Raw genomic sequence first — 20,939 nt, forward strand, 5'->3', positions numbered from 1 at the left:
AATTGTAAACTAAGAGAATGGATAAAAATATTAAATTTACCGTTGTTGTGTTTTTTGCTATATCATTTTTCTCTTTTGGATGGTTAAGTCATACTGCATATGAACCTGTGCATAAAATTGAGATGCCATCGATATTAGATAAAATAAAAAAAAGTAAAATTTTAAATGTAGTATTGTTAAACTCACCATCAACTTACTATATCGGCTCAGATGGACCTAAAGGTTTTGAGTATGATTTATTATCTGATTATGCCAAACATTTGGGCGTAGAGTTGAAAGTTACTACGGCAAATACAGTAAAAGAGGCCATAGAGCTTAGTGCAAATCCAGAGATTCATATAACATCTGCTTCTTTGGCTAAAACAAAAGCAAGAGAAAAAAAGTTTAATTTTGGACCTTCGTATTTTGAAGTACAAGAGCAGGTAATCTGTAGCAGAAAGATGTTATGGGATGGTGTGTTTCCAAAAGATGTCGAAGATTTGGCCGGACTTAAGATAATTGTAGGCGAAGATACAAGTTACAGCGAAACAATAAAACAATTGCAAGAAGATGGTTTTGATATAAACGCTACATATACATCAGAGTTTTCAACAGAAGAGCTGTTATCAAAAGTTGCTTACAACGAGATAGACTGCACCATCGCTGACTCAAACATATTTGCACTAAACCAGAGATACTATCCAAATATAGCACTTGCATTTGCAATAAGTTCCCGTGAGCAATTAGCATGGGTTTTGACTCCAGGTTCTAAAGAGCTTGAAGCTGACATGTACTCTTGGTTAAATACCTTTAATCAAAGTGGAAAAATGGCTAGATTAAAAGACCACTACTACAGTTATGCACTCTTTTTTGATTACTACAATACAAATATGTTTTACAAGAGAATAGACACAAGACTACCTAAGTATAAAAAATATTTTGAAAAATATGCTCAAATGTATGATATTCCATCTTCTGTTTTAGCAGCACAATCTTATCAGGAATCTCACTGGAATCCAAAAGCAAAAAGCTACACAGGAGTCAGGGGATTGATGATGCTAACCAGAGCAACAGCAAAGCAACTAGGTGTAAAAAATAGACTTGACCCAGAGCAAAGTATAAGGGGTGGGGCGAGACATTTAAACCAAATGATAAAATATGTTCCAGAAGAAGTACAGGGTGAGGATCGTTTAAAGTTTGCCTTAGCAGCTTATAATGTCGGAATGGGGCATATACATGATGCTCAAAAGCTTGCTGAAAAAATGGGTCTTAATCAAAATGTTTGGAATGATTTGAAAAAAGCTTTACCACTACTTTCTCAAAAAAAATATTATAAAAACTTAAAACATGGATATGCAAGAGGTAGCGAGCCTGTTAGGTATGTGGACTCCATATATGATTATAAAGATATTTTAGAAAAAAGTGCTTTAGAAAAGAGTGCTAACGAAATATATTCTGATAAAGATGATGTAAAAAAATAACTCTTTTAGATTTAGTAAATCTAAGATTAAGATATAAAATAATAAGATAAATTTTTAATAATTATCAAGGTTAATAATGAATAATTTAGTTAAAGCACTTCTAGTAACAGTGGTTTTATATTCTCCTCTATCACTAAGTGCCGATGATGTTAAATCGTCTATAAAAGCTAACGGAATGCCGGTGTATTTTGATAAACCCGGTTTGGCAGACAGTTTTAAAGATATGTTTAGAGAAGGCAAGTTTTACGGACGATTAAGAAATAATAATTTTTATCATAGATGGGCTAAAGAAGACGCAGACCACACTGATCACATGATAAATGGATTTGGCGTTTCACTGGTGTATAACAGCGCAGAGTTTTTAGATTTTGATTTTGGAGTCGGTCTTTATTCGTCAACGGCAATATTTGATGATAATAAAGTTCCTACAAGTCATCTAAAGCCAGGCAAAGATCTTATAAGCAGATATGACTATGAAAATGATGGAGATAAGTATATGGCTGTTTTAGGTCAGGCTTATGTGAAATATAGCGGGATTGATGATACGGATATCATCCTCGGTCGTCAACTTGTAGAGAGTTTTTATGTGCATTCAAATGATACGAAAATGATACCTAATACATTTGACGGTGTTTTAGTGCAAACAAATGTAATGCCAGATACAAATCTTCAAGTCGCATACTTGGTAAAACAGAAACTGCGTGACCATACAAAAACCCACTCAGTTTTAATGTATGACGATACAAATGTGGCAGAATTTTCAAACTGGAATGCAAATGATGACTCAGCGATGCATAAGGGACTTAGCTATACAGCTCTAAAAGCAGCGGGCAAACCGACAGATGCTCCATTGATTTTAGCAGATTTTAAAAATAAATCTATCGATAATCTAAAAATCGACGGCTCCTTTTACACGGTTCCTGAACTTTTATCACAAGGTATGTTGGAGCTTAACTATAAGTATAAATTTGATGGGTTTTCACTATCTCCAGGTTTTAGGTATATAAATCAGTTTGATAATGGTGCCGGCTCGGTTGGCGGTGCTTCACTCTCCGGTCTGTCAAATACTGCTGGATATAAAGATCCCACATCGCTTGATTCGCAAATGATTGCAGCTAGATTAGTAGCTAAAAAGGATGCCTATAAGATAAACTTGGGCTATAGTTATATACTTGATGAAGCTGACTTGGTGACTCCGTGGAGAGGTTTTCCAACAGCAGGTTATACTCGTTCAATGGGTATATACAACTGGTTTGCAAATACAAAAAGTTATAGACTTGAAGTAGTTAGAAATACAAATAAGACAGCAGTATATAGAGATCCTTTTGTGCAAGCTTCTGTACTTTATATAGATGGTGATGAAGATAAGATATCTGCAAAAGATGAACTTTATTATTATTTAGGTGTCATACAAAATATACCTAGCTTTCCAAGTCTGCAATACAAACTCAGACTTGGATATGCTCAGTTTATGGACTCAGTAGATAATGACTTTAACTATTTAGACTCAAGATTCGAGCTAAATTACATGTTTTAAATTATAGTGCTTGGCCTTCTGCTCCATCAGCTAAATCGCTTAAAAAAGTTTCCATGTCGTATTTGACTCTATACTCTGGAGTCATAATATGAATAAGAATATCACCCAAATCTACAACAATCCAGTCTCCGCTTTCATCAATATGATTAAAAGTCTCTTCCGGTTTAAGGTTATTTTTCATATGATCTAGTAAAGCTGTTGTATGTTTTGGACCAAGTGATGAAGCGATTATTGCATAATCAACAAAGTAATTTTTTTCACGAAGGTCAAAAACTTCAATGCTTTCTGCTTTGTTTTTATCTAAAACTTGTGTTATTCTTTCTATTCTGTTTTGCAATTTATTTCCTTATAGTATTTATATATATCTTGTGCGCATTTTTTAGGTAATTTCGAGATTTCTATATCTTCTCTCAGTCTTGTTGATGAAATGTTTTCATCAATATCCAATCTTAAAAATTCTGATGGAATCTCAATGCCGTCTCTTGGAGCAATCACAAAAGTAACCAGCTCTTTGAGTTCATCATAGCTATGCCATTTGTGAAGCAAAGCAAGATTGTCAGCACCTAGGCAGAGGTATATTTTTTTATAACTCTTTAGAAGATGCTTAACAGTTGTTATAGTTGTAACAGCTTTTTTTTGCTCTACTTCATAGCTTGAAATCTCAACATTTTTATAATCACTAAAAATCTTTTTTAGCCATTTTACTCTAAGAGAAGAGGGGGCATAAAATTTGGATTTAAAAGGATTTAAAAATGTTGGCATTACGATAACTTTATCAATATCTTTAAAATTACATAAAGATTTAACAATAGCTTCATGACCGATATGCGGTGGGTCAAAAGAGCCACCAAAAAGTGCAATGGTTTCCATATTTAAAGCGAATTATAGCTAAGTTTTGATAAAATAGCTGAATTTTAATTTTTAATCATATAGGAAATTTCATGGCACTTAAAATAGCAATTAATGGTTTTGGTAGAATCGGTCGTTGTGTAGCTCGTATAGCTGCATGTAGAGACGATGTTGAGATAGTAGCTATCAACGATATGGCAAGCATGGATATGATGCTGTATTTACTCAAAAACGACTCAGTTCACGGAACTTTTAATAGTAATATAGAACAAATTGATGATGAAAACATCAGTATTGATGGACAAAATATTAGAGTTTTTTCTGACCGTGATCCAAAAAATCTTAAATTTGCTGATTGTGGTGCTGATATGGTTTTAGAGTGTACAGGTGTTTTCTTAACTCAAGAATCAGCTCAAATGCATATTGATAACGGAGTTCCTAAAGTTCTTTTTTCTGCACCTTCAAAAGACAAAGAGACAGCAACATTTGTAATGGGTGTGAATGAGAACTTGTATGCAGGACAAAAAATAGTTTCCAATGCTTCATGTACGACTAACTGCCTAGGTCCTGTTGCTAAAGTTTTAGATGACGCTTTTGGTATTGAAAAAGGTCTTATGACAACTATCCACTCATATACTAATGACCAAAATATTTTGGATGTTAAACACTCCAAAGATAAACGCCGCGCAAGAGCAGGAGCTATCAATATGATTCCTACAACGACAGGGGCGGCAAAGGCTATCGGACTTGTTCTTCCTCAGCTTGTTGGAAAACTTCACGGACAGAGTGTTCGTGTTCCGACTCCCAATGTCTCTATGGTTGATTTAAATGTAGTCGTTAAAAAGAAAACTTCAAAAGAGGAAGTTACTGCTATATTTAATGAAATGGCAGACACAAGTTTAAAAGGTCTTTTACTGATGGATAAAGAGATGAGAGTATCTCAGGACTTCGTTGGCAGCACATACAGCTCAATTGTTGCAGAGGATTTAACTCAGGTTATCGATGGTGATATGGTTAAAGTTATGGCTTGGTATGATAATGAATGGGGCTATTCTTCAAGATTGATTGATATGGCTCTTCACATCAGTAAATAGGATAGAGTTTGGAATTATTAAATATTAAAAATTTAGATATTTCTCGTAAGAAAGTTTTTATTAGATGTGATTTTAATGTACCTATGGATGAGTTTGCAAACATCTCTGATGACAGAAGAATTCGTTCTGCCATCTCTACAATAAACTATTGTCTAGATCAAAACTGTGCTGTTATTTTAGCATCTCATCTTGGTCGTCCAAAGGGTGAAGTAAATGAAAAATATTCACTAATACCGGTTGCAAGAAGAATTCAGCACCTCTTAAAAAGAGAAGTTATAATGGCCGCTGATGTTGTAGGTGAAGACGCAATGAGTAAAGTCAAAGCTCTAAAAACTTGTGAAGTTTTACTTTTAGAAAATCTTCGTTTTGAACCAGGTGAGACAGAAAATGACAAAGTGTTATCTGAAAAATTGGCTTCAATGGCTGATTTTTATATTAATGATGCATTTGGCGTAAGTCATCGTGCACATGCTTCAGTTGAGGGAATTACACATTATTTTGATGACAACCACAAAGCTGCAGGATTTTTACTTCAAAAAGAGATTCAGTTTTTTGGCAAACTTATTCAAGAGCCTGTTCGTCCATTTGCAGCTATAGTTGGCGGTTCAAAAGTTTCGGGTAAACTTGAGGCGCTTATAAATTTACTTCCTAGAGTTGATAAAGTTCTTATCGGTGGCGGTATGGCTTTTACATTTTTAAAACAGATGGGTTATGATGTAGGAAATTCGCTTGTAGAAGATGATTTACTGCAAGATGCTCAACATGTGATGGATGAGGCTAAAAAACTTGGAGTAAAGTTTTATCTGCCTGTTGATGTTGTAGCTGCTGAGAAATTTTCAGAAGATTCTGTGAGCAAAGTAACATCTGCCCAAGAGATACCAAATGGCTGGATGGGACTTGATATAGGACCTGCAACGGTAAGACTTTATAGAGAAGTTTTAGCTGATGTTCAAACTGTTCTTTGGAATGGACCGATGGGTGTTTATGAGATGGATAAATTTTCTCGCGGCTCAAACAAAATAGCTCACTTTGTGGCAGATAGTTATGCAACAACTGTGGTTGGTGGTGGAGACACAGCTGACTTGGTTCAACGCATAGGTGTTGACGATGAGATAAGTTTTATATCTACCGGTGGAGGTGCTTCACTAGAACTGCTTGAAGGCAAAGTTCTACCTGGCGTAGCACCACTAATAATTCAAGAGGGATAGTTATGATAATTGCAGCAAATTTAAAAACAAATCTAACTCGTTTGCAAACAACAGAGTATATGAATGAAATAGAGAGCTTTTTAAAAACTAAGAACATAAATCAAGAAGTTTTAGTATTTCCTGCAATGTCTAGTTTAAACTCACATGTCGGAAATGTTATAGTTGGTGCACAAAATGCATACGGGGTACAAAATGGTGCATTTACCGGTGAAATAGGTAAAGATCATTTAGATGAGTTTGGTATAAATACTATTCTTATTGGACATAGTGAGCGTCGCCATATCTTAGGTGAGACACAAGATGCTGTAGTTGAAAAATTTAACTTTTATAAAGAGTTAGGGTTCAAGATAGTTTATTGTATCGGTGAATCACTTCAAATTAGAGAAGCCGGCAATAAAATAATGATGAATTATTTAAACTCTCAGTTTGAGGGAATTGATTTAGAGTATGAAAACTTAATTGTAGCGTATGAGCCAGTTTGGGCAATTGGAACTGGACTTACTCCTACACTAGAAGATATTACTACAATTCATAAAGAGTTAAAGTCAGGATTTAAAGCACCTCTTCTTTATGGAGGAAGCGTGAAGGTTACAAACGCAAAAGATGTTTTGGCTCTTGATGGAGTTGATGGAGTGTTGGTCGGAAGTGCTGCTCTTTATGCAGAACATTTTTGTACTATGATAGAATATGCTCAAAATTTAGAAGTGAACTAGATTAAATTTTAGTAAAAGAAAAAAGCATCTAGATGCGTGGGCTTTGCGCCGAGCAAAACCTAGTGTTAACGAGGTGGCGGAATCAGCGTGCCCCATTGTGGGTATACTTCCGGTACCGTATTAAACAATAGAAGGAGAATATAAATGATAATGAAGGGCAAAAAAGGTCTTATAGTAGGTCTTGCAAATAATAAATCAATAGCTTACGGTATAGCAAAGTCTTGTTCAGAACAGGGTGCCCAAATGGCATTTACATATCTTAATGACGCTCTTAAAAAAAGAGTTGAACCAATAGCTGCTGAGTTTGGCTCAGATAAAGTGTATGAACTTGATGTCTCAAATGAAGAGCATATGGCAGGGATTGCTGAGTTAATTGAAAAAGATTTTGGAAAGATAGACTTTTTAGTTCACTCTGTTGCATTTGCTCCAAAAGAGGCTTTAAGTGAACCGTTTATGAAAACTACAAAACAGGCATTTCAAATTGCTATGGATATCTCTGTTTACTCTTTGATTGATTTAACAAACCGTTTAGAGCCTGTTTTAGCTGATGATGCTTCTATATTAACACTTTCATATTTAGGCGGACCAAAATATATAGTTAATTATAATGTTATGGGAGTTGCAAAGGCAGCACTTGAATCAACCGTAAGATATATGGCTGTTGATTTAGGTAAAAAAGGTCAAAGAGTAAATGCAATAAGTGCTGGACCAATTAGAACTTTAGCTGCTGCCGGTATTGGTGATTTTAAACAGATTCTTAACTGGAACGAGATAAATGCTCCACTAAAGAAAAATGTAACAACTCAGCAAGTTGGTAACTCTGCCATGTATCTGTTGAGTGATTTATCATCCGGTGTTACCGGGGAAGTTCATTATGTAGATAGCGGATACAACATAATGGGTATGGCTGCTGCCCAGCAGACAGAAGATGGAAAGACAGTTTTATCTTGGGATCTAAACAAATAGCCTCTATACAAATATAAATTCAACTCTTTTTATCAAGAGTTGAATTCTCCATATTTTCTAAACAAACATTTCTTTTAAAATTTAATTAGAACTTTTAGATAGTTGATGAATAATTACTCAATCAATTACATTTATAGTGTGACAAATATGACATAATTCTTTAATAAACATTAAAGGATATGAATATGAAACTTATAAAACTTAGTTTAGCGGCAGCGTTGATAACAACAATAGTATTTGCTGAGGAAGAGAAATCTGAGATTGGAATTAGTGCGAACATGGCTATAACAAGTAACTATGTATGGAGGGGAATGACTCAAACCCAAGACTCTCCTGCCGTGCAAGGTGGAGTTGATTTAGACTACAAAGGTTTTTATGTAGGAGTGTGGGGTTCTAATGTCAACTTCAATACTGATGTGTCAGTGGAGTTGGATTTTTATGGTGGATATACTTCAGAAATTGCTGGCATAGGTTTTGATATTGGTTTCATTGAATATGCATATCCAAAAGATTCAGAGGCTAGTAATTTTGGTGAAGCATATATCGGATTAAGTAAAGATTGGGATAAATTTGGAGTAAGTGCAAAATATAGTTTTGGTGTTGAAACAAATACATTGGACCCAGAAGATTATGTTGAGGTTGGAGCTAGTGCTGTTTTACCATATGAAGTTGAGTTAGCGGTTGGTTATGGCGATTATGATAATACTGGTACAAATTACTCAGTTGGATTAAGTAAATCATTTGAAAAATTTGATCTTGGCTTAGCATATATTGATTTTAACCACGATACAGATTCTACAGCTGATGAAGATAATGTCGTTGCTACAATTAGCTTTAGTTTTTAAGATAGTTAGAGAAAAGATAAGAGAAGGTTTTAACCCTCTCTTATCTTTTTGTTGTGCCTATAACCGGCATATCATTTATCTTCTTAGTATGAGAGTCTTCATCATCTGAGACATGTGTGCTGCTGTAAACAGACATCTTGTCTACATACTCTTGCAGGGTAAACGCTCTATCCTCTTCTTGATATTTTTTTTGAACTTCTTTTTGTTTTTTAACTTGTTCTTTAGTCATCTCTTTTAAGACAACACCGGTTTTTGCCTCAACTAATTTTGCTGAACCATCTTCGTTTGGAACTATTTTCACTTTTGTATCTGCTGTTGGTGCTTCTGTACCGGATACAATCGGATTCCACTCATTTTTTAGCCAGCTATCAAGCATATTTTGCATTGCTGCAGGTTTTTTTTCTTTTTTGCCTGCGACAGCATTTACGGCTTTATTTTGAGATGGATTTGCTCCATCAACCTGAGAACATGAATTTAGCATAAGTGCTACGGGGATAAGTAATAGTAATTTTTTCATAATGAAAGTATATCAAATATTGTCAGAATTATGTTACATTATTGGAAAATATTCTAAATTGATTAATGTTTAATCATAAGTTTAGTTTAAATTAAAGAAATAAATGACATAATAGTGACAATATTAAAGTTTGGGAGAACAAATATGAAATTAACAAAATTAAGTTTAATAGCAGCAATGCTAATAGGTTCAAGTGCGTTTGCAATTGAAAATACAAAAGTTTCTGGTGATGTAAAATTGTTTTACGGAACAATGGATAGTGATACTGGTACATACTTAGGAAACAAAACTTCACTGTTTGATGCTGAGGGTGCTTATGGAAATATTGCAGTTGATTTAGAGTTGACTACGGACCTTACTAAAGGTGTTTCTGCCGGTGCAAAAGGTACTTATATTACTACCTTAGGTTTAGAGAATAATCTAGTAGATAATACTTGGTCAAATTCTCATGGAATTACATCAAATACTAGTTCTAGTTTTGGTAACCCACCGACAACAGGTCTTCAACTTGATGACGCATTTTATCTTGGTGAGTTATGGATTGCAGGAACTGCTTTTGATACAACTTTAAAAGTGGGTCGTCAAGCTTTAGATACTCCATTGGCATTTACAGAGACTTGGGGTATTGATCAAAATACTTTTGAAGCGGTAGTTTTAATCAATCAAAGTATTCCTGATACTACTTTAGTTGCTACATATGTTGGTAAGTCAAATGGGTCTGCTGATGATCTTGCAACATTAGCTCTAGATGGATCTAACAATTATGTATCTGGTAGTTTAAATAATATTTCTGGTGCTCAAGCTGGTGTAGTTGCACAAGACGGTAAGTTTAATACATTTGGTACTGATGGTGTTTATGTTGTTGGTGCTATCAATAACTCTTTCAAGCCACTTACTGTTCAAGCATGGTACTACAGCTTACAGCAAATGGCAGAAGCTGTTTGGGTTCAAGCTGATTTAAACATGGAAGGAATCTTAGCTGGTGTTCAGTATACCGAAGTAGATGTTGATAAGTTATTCTCTGGTGTTGATGAAGATGAAGCTTATGCTGCTATGCTAGGTTACGAGATGAAAGATGTTGCTACATTTAAAGTTGCATACTCTTCAGTTGATGACAGAGGTACTATTGGTGTAGGTAATGTTGCTACTGGTTCTCGTACTGGTACAGGTAACTCTAACCAATCAAAACTTTATACTGAAATGTGGTGGGCTTACGGTAATGTATCAGCAACTGGCGCAGACTCTTACTCTTTTACTGCAGAAGGTACTGCTGCTGGTGTTAATCTTTTATTAGGTTATTACTATGCTGATATAGATCCAACTGGTACTGCTAATGATGCAGAAACTACTGAAATAGCTTTAGTTGCTTCTAAATCTTTTGGACCACTAGATACATCTTTAGCTCTTATTCACAATGAATTTGATGATAATTCAGTTGGTGGTGTTGATGAAGATGTTAACACTTTACAAGTATATTTAACATATAACTTCTAGTCGCGTTACCCTTTTATAAACTCATTGTCCTTATCCCCATTGGGATGATGAGTCCTCCTTTTATAGTCCATTTTCCTCTTTCCTGTTTTGTTGGAAAATGGACTTCATTATCTTCTCACTAAAGACTTTTTTTAGATATAATTTTTACAATGAATAAACTAATCAAAAAAATATCTTATATACTCTTTATGTTAATCTTAATCTCTATTATCTCATTTTTAGCAATTCATGCTGCACCAAACAGTTTTTTTGCAGCGGGTGAGCTTAATCCAAATATGACCAAAGAGGCCATAGCCGCTCTAAAAGCTGTTTATGGACTTGATAAATCGCTCTCACAGCAGTATATAGATTGGGTTATAAATATTTTTTCTTTAAATTTTGGTATCTCTTTTGTAAGCGGTCAAGATGTAAGTTCTGAAATATTTAAACGACTTCCTGTAACTTTGATCATGAATATTACAGCTCTAATTGCCGTATTTGTCATCTCTTTATACCTCGGTATAAAAGCAGCAATAAATTATGAAAAAAAATCTGACTATATAATTCGTCAAATATCATTGGTTTCTTTTTCAATGCCGTCATTTTATTTGGCACTTCTTTTTATAATCTTTTTCTCACTAAACCTAGATATGTTTCCAATTTCAGGACTTCATTCAATTGAGCCAAAAGTCGGTATTGCTTACTATATTGACATGGCTTGGCATCTGGTTTTACCTGTTGGCGTTATGATATTTGTAGGTCTTGGCAGCATGATAATATATGTTCGCTCACTTACACTTGAGATACTAAAAAGTGATTACTATTATTTTGCACTCTCTCGCGGTTTAGATAAAAAAACACTGTTGCGTTATTATATTATTCCAAATTTACTTCCTCCAATTGTGACACTTTTAGGACTTTCACTTCCGGGGCTAATTGGCGGTAGTGTTATTTTGGAGTCTATTTTTGGTATTGAGGGAATGGGACAGCTGTTTTTCATGAGTGCAATGAGTAGGGATTATCCGATAATCATGGGTACTTTGATGATTACAGCGTTTTTGACACTTTTGGGGAACATGATTGCAGATTTAATCTTACTAAGATTAAATCCGTATACTAAGCGTGGTTAATTAAACAGTGCCTCTAGTGCATCAACACCATCTTTTGCTTCTTCAATCGTACCATCTTCGCTTGTTGTAGCATCAGTCTCAACCAGTTCAATGTTTAATCCACTAAGCATTGAAGCTAGACGGATATTTATACCGCTTTTACCGATAGCTTTTGACTTTTGGTCAGCAGGAAGAGTAATAATAGCTTTTTGGGCTTCACCATCTTCATTTTTAACAATTTCAACATGTGAAATAATAGCCGGAGCCATAATCCTTGAGATGAAAAGTTCAGGAATAGTAGTATATTCAATACAATCTATGTTTTCACCGATTAACTCAGCACTAACAGCATTGATACGAACACCTTTAACACCAACCGTTGCTCCAACAGCATCGACTTGAGGATGTGTACTTAAAAGTGCAACTTTTGCTCTCTCACCCGGAATTCTTGCACTTCCTTCTATGATTACGGCACCATCGGCTATTTCAGGAACCTCAAGCGCTAAAAGCTCTTCTAAAAATTTAGGACTTGTTCGAGAGAGTTCTATCTGCATACCATTTTCTTTGTCCATGTTAACACGGCGAACAACAGCTTTTAAATGGTCTCCAACTTCAAACACTTCACCTTTAATACGGCTTTTCATTGGAAGTACGGCACGAACTTCATCAACTTCAATATATGTATTGTTTTGAGCGTCAACTCTTGTTACACGACCTGTAACGAGTGTGCCAATTTTAGACTGATATTTATTATATAGCTCATCTTCTACTAATCTTTGAACATGATATTCTATTTCACGATGAAGCTGAGACGCAGCAGTTCTACCATACTCTTGTAGCTCGTGTGGTATTTGAAGCTGGTCATCAAGCTCTACTTGATCATCATACTCTCTAGCATCAGTAATAGAGATAAACGCAGGTGCAATCTCTTCATCTTGAAGTCTTTCATCATCATCAGCGACAACAGTAATAATTTGAATAATGTCTAGTGTTTTTGTTTGATCATTTACAACCGCTTCAAAAGCAAATTTGTTGCCAATTACTCTTTTTGCTGTTTGTATAAATGCTGTTTTTAAAGAATTTAATACTTGGTCTGGTTTGAGACCTTTTTCATGTGCAATTGCTTCAGCAATATCTAAAATTTTTTCCATTAATGTGTCCTTGTTAGGGTTGTCTCATAAAAAACAGTGCTAAAAATAATTTGGATTTCTTATGAAGTGTGACATTATACCCAAATAGCATAAAATCAACTTTAATGCGATTTTTAGTAGAATTTAACTACAATGCAAGATAATTAGATACAAGGAAAAATTAATGGAATTAAAATTTGCAAGAACTGATATTGACACAAAACCAAAGAAAGCTGATTTAGCAAAGATAGAAGCAAGCGTAGAAAAAGAGGAGAGTGTGATATTTTATTTTGACAGAGAAAACTCTCATAAAGATTTATTAGAACTTCAAGATCATTTTGAAGCAAAAGGTAAAAGTTTTTATATGAGTGAAGTTAAATATGGACTTTCTGATAACGAGTACATGTACCAAGTCCATATTATTAATTAGGAAATAAAATGATTACTCTCGCCAAAGGCGTAGCTTTAGTGATTGAGGATAATTTGGACGAGTTCAAATTATACGAGAATTGAAGAAATTATTTATTGAAACATTAGGTTGCGCTATGAATTCTCGTGACTCTGAGCATATAATTGCTCAGTTGACAGAGAAAGAGGGTTATGAAACAACTGATGATATGCCCTCTGCTGACCTTATCCTAATAAATACATGTTCAGTTAGAGAAAAGCCCGTCTCTAAACTTTTTTCTGAACTGGGTGTTTTTAACAAAAAGAAAAAAGAGGGTGCCAAGATAGGTGTTTGCGGTTGTACTGCATCACATCTTGGTGAAGAAATAATCAAAAGAGCTCCTTATGTCAATTTTGTTTTGGGTGCAAGAAATGTATCCAAGATTACTGAAGTTCTGCATAAAGATAAAGCTGTTGAAGTAGACATTAATTATGATGAGAGTGAGTTTGCTTTTGATGATTTTAGAACATCACCTTACAAGGCTTTCATAAACATATCCATAGGTTGTGACAAGGCTTGTACTTATTGTATTGTTCCAAAAACTCGCGGTGATGAGATATCAATTCCTGATGCTTTGATATTGCGTGAAGCAAAAAGAGCGGTTGATAATGGCGCAAAAGAAGTTTTTCTTTTGGGGCAAAATGTAAATAATTACGGTCGCCGCTTCTCCGGAGAACATGAAAAAGTCAATTTCTCTGAACTTCTTCGCAGACTTAGCAAAATAGATAAACTTGAGAGAATTCGTTTTACTTCCCCGCACCCTTTTCATATGGATGATGAGTTTATAGAAGAGTTTGCAAGTAACCCTAAAATATGCAAATCTATGCATATGCCACTTCAAAGCGGTTCAACAAAAGTCTTAAAAGATATGAAACGCGGATATACAAAAGAGTGGTTTTTAGACCGTGTTGAAAAACTTAGAAGTATGTGTCCTGAAGTTAGCATAAGTACAGATATTATTGTTGCTTTTCCAGGTGAGAGTGATGAGGACTTTGAAGATACACTTGATGTTATGAGAAAAGTCAGGTTTGATCAGATTTTCTCTTTTAAGTACTCTCCGCGACCTGAGACTGAAGCTGAACATTTTACAAATGTTGTAGATGAGGATGTCGCATCTTTTAGATTGACAACTCTGCAAAATCTTCATACGGATATTTTAGATGAGAAAAATGCCGCGCAGCTTTCAAAAACATATCGTGTATATTTTGAAGATTTAAACAAAGATTATTTTGTTAGCGGAAGAAGTGACAATAATCTTGTAATTAAAGTCAAAGGTTCGGATGAGCTTTTAGGCAAGTTTAAAGATGTGAAAATCACAACAATAGGCCGAACTATCTTTACTGGAGAAGTTGTTGGGTAAAAAACTCTTTCGTGCCATTGCACTAATAATCGTGCCGTTTTTAGGGGCACTTTTTATTAGACTTATCTACTTAACAAACAAAAAAGAGCTAGAACCTGCAGTAGTAGAAAGTGATACCCCTCTCATCTTTGCTTGCTGGCACGGAGAGCTTTTAATGCTTCCTTACCTTTATCAGCGATACAGAAAAGTTCCACATGCCAAAGTTTTAATATCAAGTCATTTTGACGGTCAGCTGATATCAAAAACTATTGAGTATTTTGGACTTGATACCATTGCAGGCTCTACCAACAGAAATGCTGCTAAGGTTTTGATTCAAGGGATTCGTGCTCTAAAAGATGGATACGACATAGGAATTACACCTGATGGTCCAAAAGGTCCTAGGCATCAAGTTGCGGATGGTATAATAGTCATGGCGCAAAAGACTGGTACAAAAATTGTTTTGATTAGAATGTTGCCGACAAAATACTGGCAATTTAATAGTTGGGATAAGTTTACGGTTCCAAAGCCATTTGGTACTCTTAAATATTATGCTACACTACCAATAGATGTAACAGGTATGGAGCTAGAAGAAGCAAGAACTTTACTGCAAGAGAGGTTGCAAAATTATGAAGCCTAAAGTACTTATTTTAGTTATTGCGGCAGTTTTGCTGTTTATCATGGGTGCGTATTTTTTAATAAATCCATCTTATGAAAAATCATTAAGAGCTAAATATTATTATGAAATTGGAGACTATAGAGAAGCTTACTCGCTTGCAAAAGAAGCCTTTAGTATAGACTTGTATAATCGTATGGCAGCAACTATTATGGCTCAGTCTACAACATCTTTAAAGTATGTTAAGTACATAGAAGATGCTGAGAAATATATGAAAGATATAGATTCAATAGCAGAACAAAAAGAGATATCTAGCGCCGATAAAGCCAAAATAAGACTTATGTGTGAGATTATGCTTAGTGCATATATTAAGCTAGCCCCAAGTGTTATAACTGATGATGAGCTAGTTGAAAAAGCTGCCAAATATCATGACAAATTTGAGAATCTCCTTGAAAAAGTTAACAAGTACTAAACTCAAAGAGTTTTTAGTGTACCTCGATGAGATAAGAGGTTACTCTGATTTGACCATTAAAAGTTATGATGAATCTTTAAAAGAAGCACTTGACTATATTGAGATAATACAAGAAGATAAGCATATAGTTTTTAATTTAATGCCTTATCGAATATTTGTTTCTTCCCTTAATCCTAAGACAATAAGTAAAAAACTCAGTGCAATTCGTTCATTTACAGGGTATCTAAACGATAACGGCACCAAAGTTATTTTAAAAGCAGACGAGAGTGTGAAAGTTGCAAAAACTCTGCCAAAACCTATTTTACACAAATACATAGTTGAAGCACTTTCTCATTGTGACTTATTTGAAAAATTGCTTGTTACAATGTTGTATACTTTAGGTCTTAGAATATCTGAATTATCTTCTCTAAAAGTAGTTGATATATCAAGTGACTGGGTTAGAGTTTTGGGAAAGGGAAACAAACAAAGAGATTTACCACTTTTACCAATAACCAAATCATTGCTAGATGAGTATTTTAGTGCCTCTAATCAAAAAAAGTTTATTTTTGAGAAAAATGGCGAAAAATTAAGCGAAAACAGTCTAAGATATATCATTAAAAAAGTCTTTAGAAGAGTTGGGTTAAAAGTAACTCCTCATCAACTTCGTCACTCTTATGCATCAGAGTTATTAAACGGTAATGCTTCTATTGCCGATGTTAGTGAGTTGTTGGGGCATTCTTCTATGGCAACGACACAGATATATACAAAATTGGGCAGTGCATTGAAACAGAAAAACTATAATACAGCGCATCCACTTTGTGGAGTGAATAATTTATGATAAATAAAATTTTAGAGACTTTGTATTCAAAAGTTTTTATAAATATTATTGTTAAAAATGAACAGAGTGTTGTTTATGTGGAGGTGTGCTCTGGTGCCGATGTTACAAGCAGGGTAGAAAAAACATTTGACACTACCAGTATAAATTCAAAAATGTATGAGTTTGTTAATGCATATAAAAAAGAGTCACCGTATTATTATATTTCAGTCTTAGATAAATCTCCGTCTCAAGGCGCAATTCCTACATGTACAAGTACGCAAATGGCAAAATATGTCAATATGAGTTCAGCAAAGTATATATGTCATGCTTCAAATACTTGGGCTACCTATACACAGGACTATGATCTAAATGCACTAGTAAATGATTATAAAAGTTTAGGTATTGATTTTGTATTTTCTCCTTTTATTGTTATGAGTAGGTTTTTTGAAGATAAAATAAACTCTACACTGTCAATGTTTATACTTGTTGAAGAAAATCATCTCTCTTTGGGTATATTTGATAACTCCAAATTATTGTATGGCGATCATTTAAATATGGGCTATGAACAAAATGAAGAGGACATGCTTATCGAGTCATCCATAGATGATGATGCTTTGTTAGAGATAGATGATATAGACATAGATGAAATAGATATAGATGAAGAGTCTGAATCATTAAATGACTTTTCAAACATTGAAGACCTTGATATTATTGATGATATTGATGAATTTTCTGAAGCACAAGATATTCAAGAGATAGTACAAGAAAAAGATGACAGTTTAAGTACCGAGGGGTTTAACGAAGACTATAAAAGATTCTCTTTGATACAAAATTCTTTGGGAGTATTTTACAAAGATGAAAAATATGAAAGTAAATTTATTGAGACAGTCTATATTGCAGATGCTGTTGGAGTTAGCAAAGACCTTAAAGGTTATTTGGAAGAAGAGATGTTTTTAAATGTTTATATACGAAAAATAAACCTTAGCTCAGAGCTTTCAGAACTAGCAAAAGCGGAGCTAAAATGAAATATAGTTATTTAAAACCAAGAACAAAAACGGCTCTGACAAAAGAGATACAGCTTCTTTTTACTTTTTTCAGTGTTACTATTCTTATGCTTTTTATAACATATGCTTTTTTACTATTTCGAGATTACAGATTTGAGCAAGATAGGATTACGATAAGTCAAAAAAAAGAGGATTTACGACTAGGTATTTCTAAAATGAATAAACAAATCGCATTGATAGAAAAACAAAGCATGCTCTCTGAAAAAGTCTTTACAAAAAATAGTGTTTTAAAAGACAGCATTAACAATTTGTTTGATTTGGTTCCCGGTCGTATTACTCTTTCTCAGGTTCAAATAAAAGAAGACGGACTTGTACTTTATGGAGTTACGCCAAATAAAGATGTCTATAACTTTATGCTTCAAGCACCTCTGCGCTCCATTTTTCATAGAACATATAGTAGTTTTTACCCTGCTGATAACGGATGGCTTAGATTTGTATCTACAAACTATATAGACGAAGAGGAGATAGAAAGTGAAAATTGATTTTACAAGACAAAACCTTTATCTTTTAGGACTTTCTATATTGTTACTAATCTTTGTTCTAATATTTTCATTTTCTGTTTTAATCCCAAAAGGTAAAGAGTATAGAGTTAAAAGAAACGATTTAAGAAAAGATAAGCTTGAGTTAAAACAGATAAGTAATTTTTCTGATGAGACTGTAGATACGCTTCAGAAACTTCAAACTGATAACAGACATATAATTACGGCATTTGATACCGAATTTAATGTCCAAAGATTTGAAAAACAACATAAAAGCTTTTTCTCTTCTTTGAAGCTCTCTAAAAAATCTAGAATTGCCAATGAGGATGACTTTACGGTATATGAGGTAAATACAACTTCACAAATTAGCTCACCAAAAAGTTTTTACAACTTTTTAGACGCAGTAAATAAAAGTGACTGGATTATCGGGGTTAATTTTCCTATAAACTTTAAAAGAGAAGGTGAGATTATCAGCTCATCTTTTACTATGAAAGTTTATGGCAAATACGATAACTCAAATAGCAGTAAATAACTCTTTTATCTTTTGGAAAACTTCTCTGTTTTCATAAAAATAGGGACGAAGTTTTGGTTCTATTTTTAAAATTCTCATCTGCTCTTTAAACTCTTTTGTCATGTTTATTTTTTGGGAACTAAAGGGTGCTATAAAAACAAAATCACTGTTTTGAACTACTACGAACTTTCGTCCTACAACTAGAGTTTCTTTTGTTTTTAGAAGTTCTCTCTCGTTTGATGTCAGCATGTATTTTTGTGACTTTAAATATTTGTCAATAGCATAGATATTACTTCTTACATTATTGGAGTTATTAAAGTAAGCAAAATTGTCAATACTCTTTACTTTTATATCCCCAATTAAAGCATCTCTGTCTTCATCTATATACTTAAAACTCTTTTTTATGCCATCTAAGTGCTCTTTTAAAAGAGGATTGGAGTATTTGTGTCTAAAGCTGTTTCTTTTTATGCCCTCATCCAGATTGCTCTTATCTTCGAAGTATTTAATGTCATTGGTGTTTAAATATTCTAAAAGCTCATTTTTATCTACATGTAAAAGAGGGCGGATTAGTTTATAGTTTTCTCTAAGCTCTATCGTTTTCATACCTGCAAGCTCAGCGCAGCCGGCACCTTTACAAAATTGCATAAGCATCCACTCAAATCTATCTCCCAAATGATGAGCAGTTAACAGGTTGTCATATCTGTGCTCTTTAATAAGCTCTTCAAAGAAATCGTACCTTATCTCTCTTGCATTTGATTCAAAATTTGTGTCAATTTTTTGTGCATCTAAAAGATGACATGTAGAGTTATGTTGTTTAGCTAACTCTTTGGCGTAAGCCACTTCATCTTGGCTTTGTTTCCTTGAGCCATAATTGACGATTGCAATGTCAAACTTGATGTTATGTTGAGTTAGAAGAAAAAATAGAGCAGTTGAATCCACTCCGGCAGAAAAAGCTAAAAGATTCTTTTTGTCTTTTAACTCAGAGAGTGTGCTATTTTCAAGCATTGTCTACTGTTGCAGTTAAGATATTTCCGACGATGCCGGTGATCTTTGCTTTGTAGATTTTGCCAAACTCCAAGTCTTCATCTTTGACCCTGTCGTTGACATAGATCTCACCGTCGATCTCAGGTGCCCATATAGTCTCTTTTGCGCTTAAAAGATACTCATGCTCATCACTCTCGCCATCAATGATAATATCAACTTCTTTGCCAATTTCAGCTTTAAGTGATTTTTCCAGACATTCAGAAGCGATTTGACCAAGTATATCTGCGCGCTCGGCTATAACTTTAGCAGAAATTTTTTCACTCATATCATAAGCAGGAGTGGTCTCTTCATCTGAGTATGAAAATACATTTATGCGGTCAAATCCAAAGCTTGAAGCAAATTCACACATCTCATCAAACATGCTCTCAGTTTCACCGGGGTGTCCGACTATAAAACTGGTGCGTAAAAAAGAGTTAGGAAGTGATTTCATATACTCTAAAAGTTCAAGAGTCTGCGCTTTACCAAAACCTCTTTTCATTATGCGAAACATCTCATCATTTATGTGCTGAATAGGCATGTCAAAGTAGTTATGAAAAATCTTGCTTTTGCCGATGTTTTTAAGTAGTGAGATAGTTGTTGTAGAAGGGTAAAGATAAAGGATTCTGGCACTTTTAACACCCTCTATAAGCTCTATGCGCTGGATAAGAAGACTTAGACCGTCTTTGATGTTTTGGTCACGCAAGTAAGAGCTTGAATCTTGAGAAACAAAAGAAAAATCATAATACCCCTTTGCCACAAGGCCCTCAACTTCTGTGGCAATTGAGTCAAGATTTCTAGAGTTGAGCTTGCCTTTAAATGATGGGATAGCACAAAAACTACACGCTTGATTACAACCCTCTGAGAGTTTTATGTAAGCGTGGTAAGATGAACCGGTTACTACACGCTCAGCTCCATCTATTAAGAATACTTCATCAGAGAAACGGCTCTCTTTTTGTGCTAAAAGTTCATCAATCCTGTCATAATCACCGACACCTGTAAAGATGTCAACTTCAGGCATATCTGCAGCTAACTCTTCACGATATCTCTCGCTCAAACATCCCGCCACAACTAAAAGACTGTCTTGTTTTCTGGCGTCGTGCAGGTTTAGTATGGTATTTATAGACTCTTCTTTTGCCGCATCAATAAAGCCACATGTATTTACTATGATTACATCTGCATTTTCATTATCATCACTCAGTTCAAAGTTTTGAAGTCTACCCATCATTACTTCTGTATCAACCAGGTTTTTTGTACATCCAAGAGATACTATGTGAAGTTTATTGCTCATTATTA

Annotated in this window: 23 protein-coding genes; 17 read left to right on the top strand and 6 right to left on the bottom strand. The window is 34.4% G+C overall.

Annotated features, from left to right (window positions below; translation table 11 throughout):
* Positions 1 to 17: 17 nt before the first annotated feature.
* Both mltF and OQK60_RS08205 read left to right on the top strand, forming a co-directional pair.
* Complete coding sequence (gene mltF / locus OQK60_RS08200; protein ID WP_297685910.1) at positions 18 to 1,460, top strand: membrane-bound lytic murein transglycosylase MltF; 1,443 nt, start codon at positions 18 to 20, stop codon at positions 1,458 to 1,460.
* Between the two features lie 76 nt (positions 1,461 to 1,536).
* The gene (locus OQK60_RS08205) at positions 1,537 to 2,997 is read left to right on the top strand and encodes an OprD family outer membrane porin (protein ID WP_297685912.1); all 1,461 of its coding nucleotides are present in this window, start codon (positions 1,537 to 1,539) and stop codon (positions 2,995 to 2,997) included.
* A 1-nt stretch (position 2,998) separates the two neighbouring features.
* On the opposite strand, the gene rsfS is transcribed toward OQK60_RS08205, so the two are convergent.
* Positions 2,999 to 3,334, bottom strand: coding sequence for a ribosome silencing factor (rsfS, locus tag OQK60_RS08210; protein ID WP_297685914.1), 336 nt, complete (start codon positions 3,332 to 3,334; stop codon positions 2,999 to 3,001).
* Positions 3,319 to 3,867, bottom strand: a complete 549-nt coding sequence (gene nadD, locus OQK60_RS08215) for a nicotinate (nicotinamide) nucleotide adenylyltransferase (RefSeq protein ID WP_297685916.1) — start codon at positions 3,865 to 3,867, stop codon at positions 3,319 to 3,321. The genes rsfS and nadD overlap by 16 nt, the downstream gene beginning before the upstream one ends.
* A gap of 71 nt (positions 3,868 to 3,938) precedes the next feature.
* Between nadD and gap the strand changes: the two genes are divergently transcribed.
* The 5 genes from gap (at position 3,939) to OQK60_RS08240 (ending at position 8,672) form a co-directional block, all read left to right on the top strand.
* Complete coding sequence (gene gap, locus OQK60_RS08220) at positions 3,939 to 4,940, top strand: type I glyceraldehyde-3-phosphate dehydrogenase (RefSeq protein WP_297685918.1); 1,002 nt, start codon at positions 3,939 to 3,941, stop codon at positions 4,938 to 4,940.
* Positions 4,941 to 4,948: 8 nt separating this feature from the next.
* Positions 4,949 to 6,148: a phosphoglycerate kinase gene (locus OQK60_RS08225; RefSeq protein ID WP_297685920.1), complete on the top strand. Its 1,200-nt coding sequence runs from the start codon at positions 4,949 to 4,951 to the stop codon at positions 6,146 to 6,148.
* A gap of 2 nt (positions 6,149 to 6,150) precedes the next feature.
* Entirely contained in the window at positions 6,151 to 6,861 is a 711-nt protein-coding gene (locus OQK60_RS08230; RefSeq protein WP_297685922.1) for a triose-phosphate isomerase, read from the top strand.
* Positions 6,862 to 7,005: 144 nt separating this feature from the next.
* Positions 7,006 to 7,827 (top strand): enoyl-ACP reductase FabI, encoded by an 822-nt coding sequence (gene fabI / locus OQK60_RS08235; protein WP_297685924.1) that lies wholly within the window; start codon positions 7,006 to 7,008, stop codon positions 7,825 to 7,827.
* A 185-nt stretch (positions 7,828 to 8,012) separates the two neighbouring features.
* A complete protein-coding gene (locus OQK60_RS08240; protein WP_297685926.1) occupies positions 8,013 to 8,672 on the top strand; it encodes a TorF family putative porin in 660 nt (219 codons plus the stop codon).
* A 40-nt stretch (positions 8,673 to 8,712) separates the two neighbouring features.
* Here OQK60_RS08240 and OQK60_RS08245 read toward each other — a convergent pair whose 3' ends face one another.
* Positions 8,713 to 9,189 (bottom strand): hypothetical protein, encoded by a 477-nt coding sequence (locus OQK60_RS08245; protein WP_297685928.1) that lies wholly within the window; start codon positions 9,187 to 9,189, stop codon positions 8,713 to 8,715.
* 144 nt (positions 9,190 to 9,333) lie between these two features.
* On the opposite strand from OQK60_RS08245, the gene OQK60_RS08250 reads away from it, so the two are divergent.
* Both OQK60_RS08250 and OQK60_RS08255 read left to right on the top strand, forming a co-directional pair.
* Positions 9,334 to 10,683 carry a hypothetical protein gene (locus tag OQK60_RS08250; protein ID WP_297685930.1) on the top strand — a complete coding sequence of 450 codons (1,350 nt, stop codon included), beginning with the start codon at positions 9,334 to 9,336 and terminating at the stop codon, positions 10,681 to 10,683.
* Between the two features lie 149 nt (positions 10,684 to 10,832).
* Positions 10,833 to 11,792 carry an ABC transporter permease gene (locus OQK60_RS08255; RefSeq protein ID WP_297685932.1) on the top strand — a complete coding sequence of 320 codons (960 nt, stop codon included), beginning with the start codon at positions 10,833 to 10,835 and terminating at the stop codon, positions 11,790 to 11,792.
* On the opposite strand, the gene nusA is transcribed toward OQK60_RS08255, so the two are convergent.
* On the bottom strand, positions 11,789 to 12,922 hold the full coding sequence (nusA, locus tag OQK60_RS08260) for a transcription termination factor NusA (protein WP_297685934.1): 1,134 nt from the start codon (positions 12,920 to 12,922) through the stop codon (positions 11,789 to 11,791). The two genes, OQK60_RS08255 and nusA, sit on opposite strands and share 4 nt — an antisense overlap.
* A gap of 163 nt (positions 12,923 to 13,085) precedes the next feature.
* Here nusA and OQK60_RS08265 point away from each other — a divergent pair, with 163 nt between their 5' ends.
* The 8 genes from OQK60_RS08265 (at position 13,086) to OQK60_RS08300 (ending at position 18,644) form a co-directional block, all read left to right on the top strand.
* Entirely contained in the window at positions 13,086 to 13,331 is a 246-nt protein-coding gene (locus tag OQK60_RS08265; RefSeq protein ID WP_297685936.1) for an HP0268 family nuclease, read from the top strand.
* 70 nt (positions 13,332 to 13,401) lie between these two features.
* Positions 13,402 to 14,709 carry a tRNA (N6-isopentenyl adenosine(37)-C2)-methylthiotransferase MiaB gene (miaB, locus tag OQK60_RS08270; protein WP_297686246.1) on the top strand — a complete coding sequence of 436 codons (1,308 nt, stop codon included), beginning with the start codon at positions 13,402 to 13,404 and terminating at the stop codon, positions 14,707 to 14,709.
* A complete protein-coding gene (locus OQK60_RS08275; protein WP_297685938.1) occupies positions 14,702 to 15,325 on the top strand; it encodes a lysophospholipid acyltransferase family protein in 624 nt (207 codons plus the stop codon). Before miaB ends, OQK60_RS08275 begins: the two co-directional genes overlap by 8 nt.
* Positions 15,315 to 15,773: a hypothetical protein gene (locus tag OQK60_RS08280; RefSeq protein WP_297685940.1), complete on the top strand. Its 459-nt coding sequence runs from the start codon at positions 15,315 to 15,317 to the stop codon at positions 15,771 to 15,773. Before OQK60_RS08275 ends, OQK60_RS08280 begins: the two co-directional genes overlap by 11 nt.
* Complete coding sequence (locus OQK60_RS08285; protein WP_297685942.1) at positions 15,751 to 16,590, top strand: tyrosine-type recombinase/integrase; 840 nt, start codon at positions 15,751 to 15,753, stop codon at positions 16,588 to 16,590. The genes OQK60_RS08280 and OQK60_RS08285 overlap by 23 nt, the downstream gene beginning before the upstream one ends.
* Positions 16,587 to 17,594 carry a hypothetical protein gene (locus OQK60_RS08290; protein ID WP_297685944.1) on the top strand — a complete coding sequence of 336 codons (1,008 nt, stop codon included), beginning with the start codon at positions 16,587 to 16,589 and terminating at the stop codon, positions 17,592 to 17,594. Before OQK60_RS08285 ends, OQK60_RS08290 begins: the two co-directional genes overlap by 4 nt.
* Positions 17,591 to 18,115, top strand: a complete 525-nt coding sequence (locus OQK60_RS08295; RefSeq protein WP_297685946.1) for a hypothetical protein — start codon at positions 17,591 to 17,593, stop codon at positions 18,113 to 18,115. Before OQK60_RS08290 ends, OQK60_RS08295 begins: the two co-directional genes overlap by 4 nt.
* A complete protein-coding gene (locus OQK60_RS08300) occupies positions 18,105 to 18,644 on the top strand; it encodes a hypothetical protein (protein ID WP_297685948.1) in 540 nt (179 codons plus the stop codon). Before OQK60_RS08295 ends, OQK60_RS08300 begins: the two co-directional genes overlap by 11 nt.
* Here OQK60_RS08300 and tilS read toward each other — a convergent pair.
* Complete coding sequence (gene tilS, locus OQK60_RS08305; RefSeq protein ID WP_297685950.1) at positions 18,627 to 19,628, bottom strand: tRNA lysidine(34) synthetase TilS; 1,002 nt, start codon at positions 19,626 to 19,628, stop codon at positions 18,627 to 18,629. The two genes, OQK60_RS08300 and tilS, sit on opposite strands and share 18 nt — an antisense overlap.
* On the bottom strand, positions 19,621 to 20,934 hold the full coding sequence (gene rimO, locus OQK60_RS08310) for a 30S ribosomal protein S12 methylthiotransferase RimO (protein WP_297685952.1): 1,314 nt from the start codon (positions 20,932 to 20,934) through the stop codon (positions 19,621 to 19,623). The genes tilS and rimO overlap by 8 nt, the downstream gene beginning before the upstream one ends.
* Between the last annotated feature and the right edge of the window lie 5 nt (positions 20,935 to 20,939).

The organism is Sulfurimonas sp. (genome assembly GCF_026196735.1).
Classification (GTDB): Bacteria; Campylobacterota; Campylobacteria; order Campylobacterales; family Sulfurimonadaceae; genus Sulfurimonas.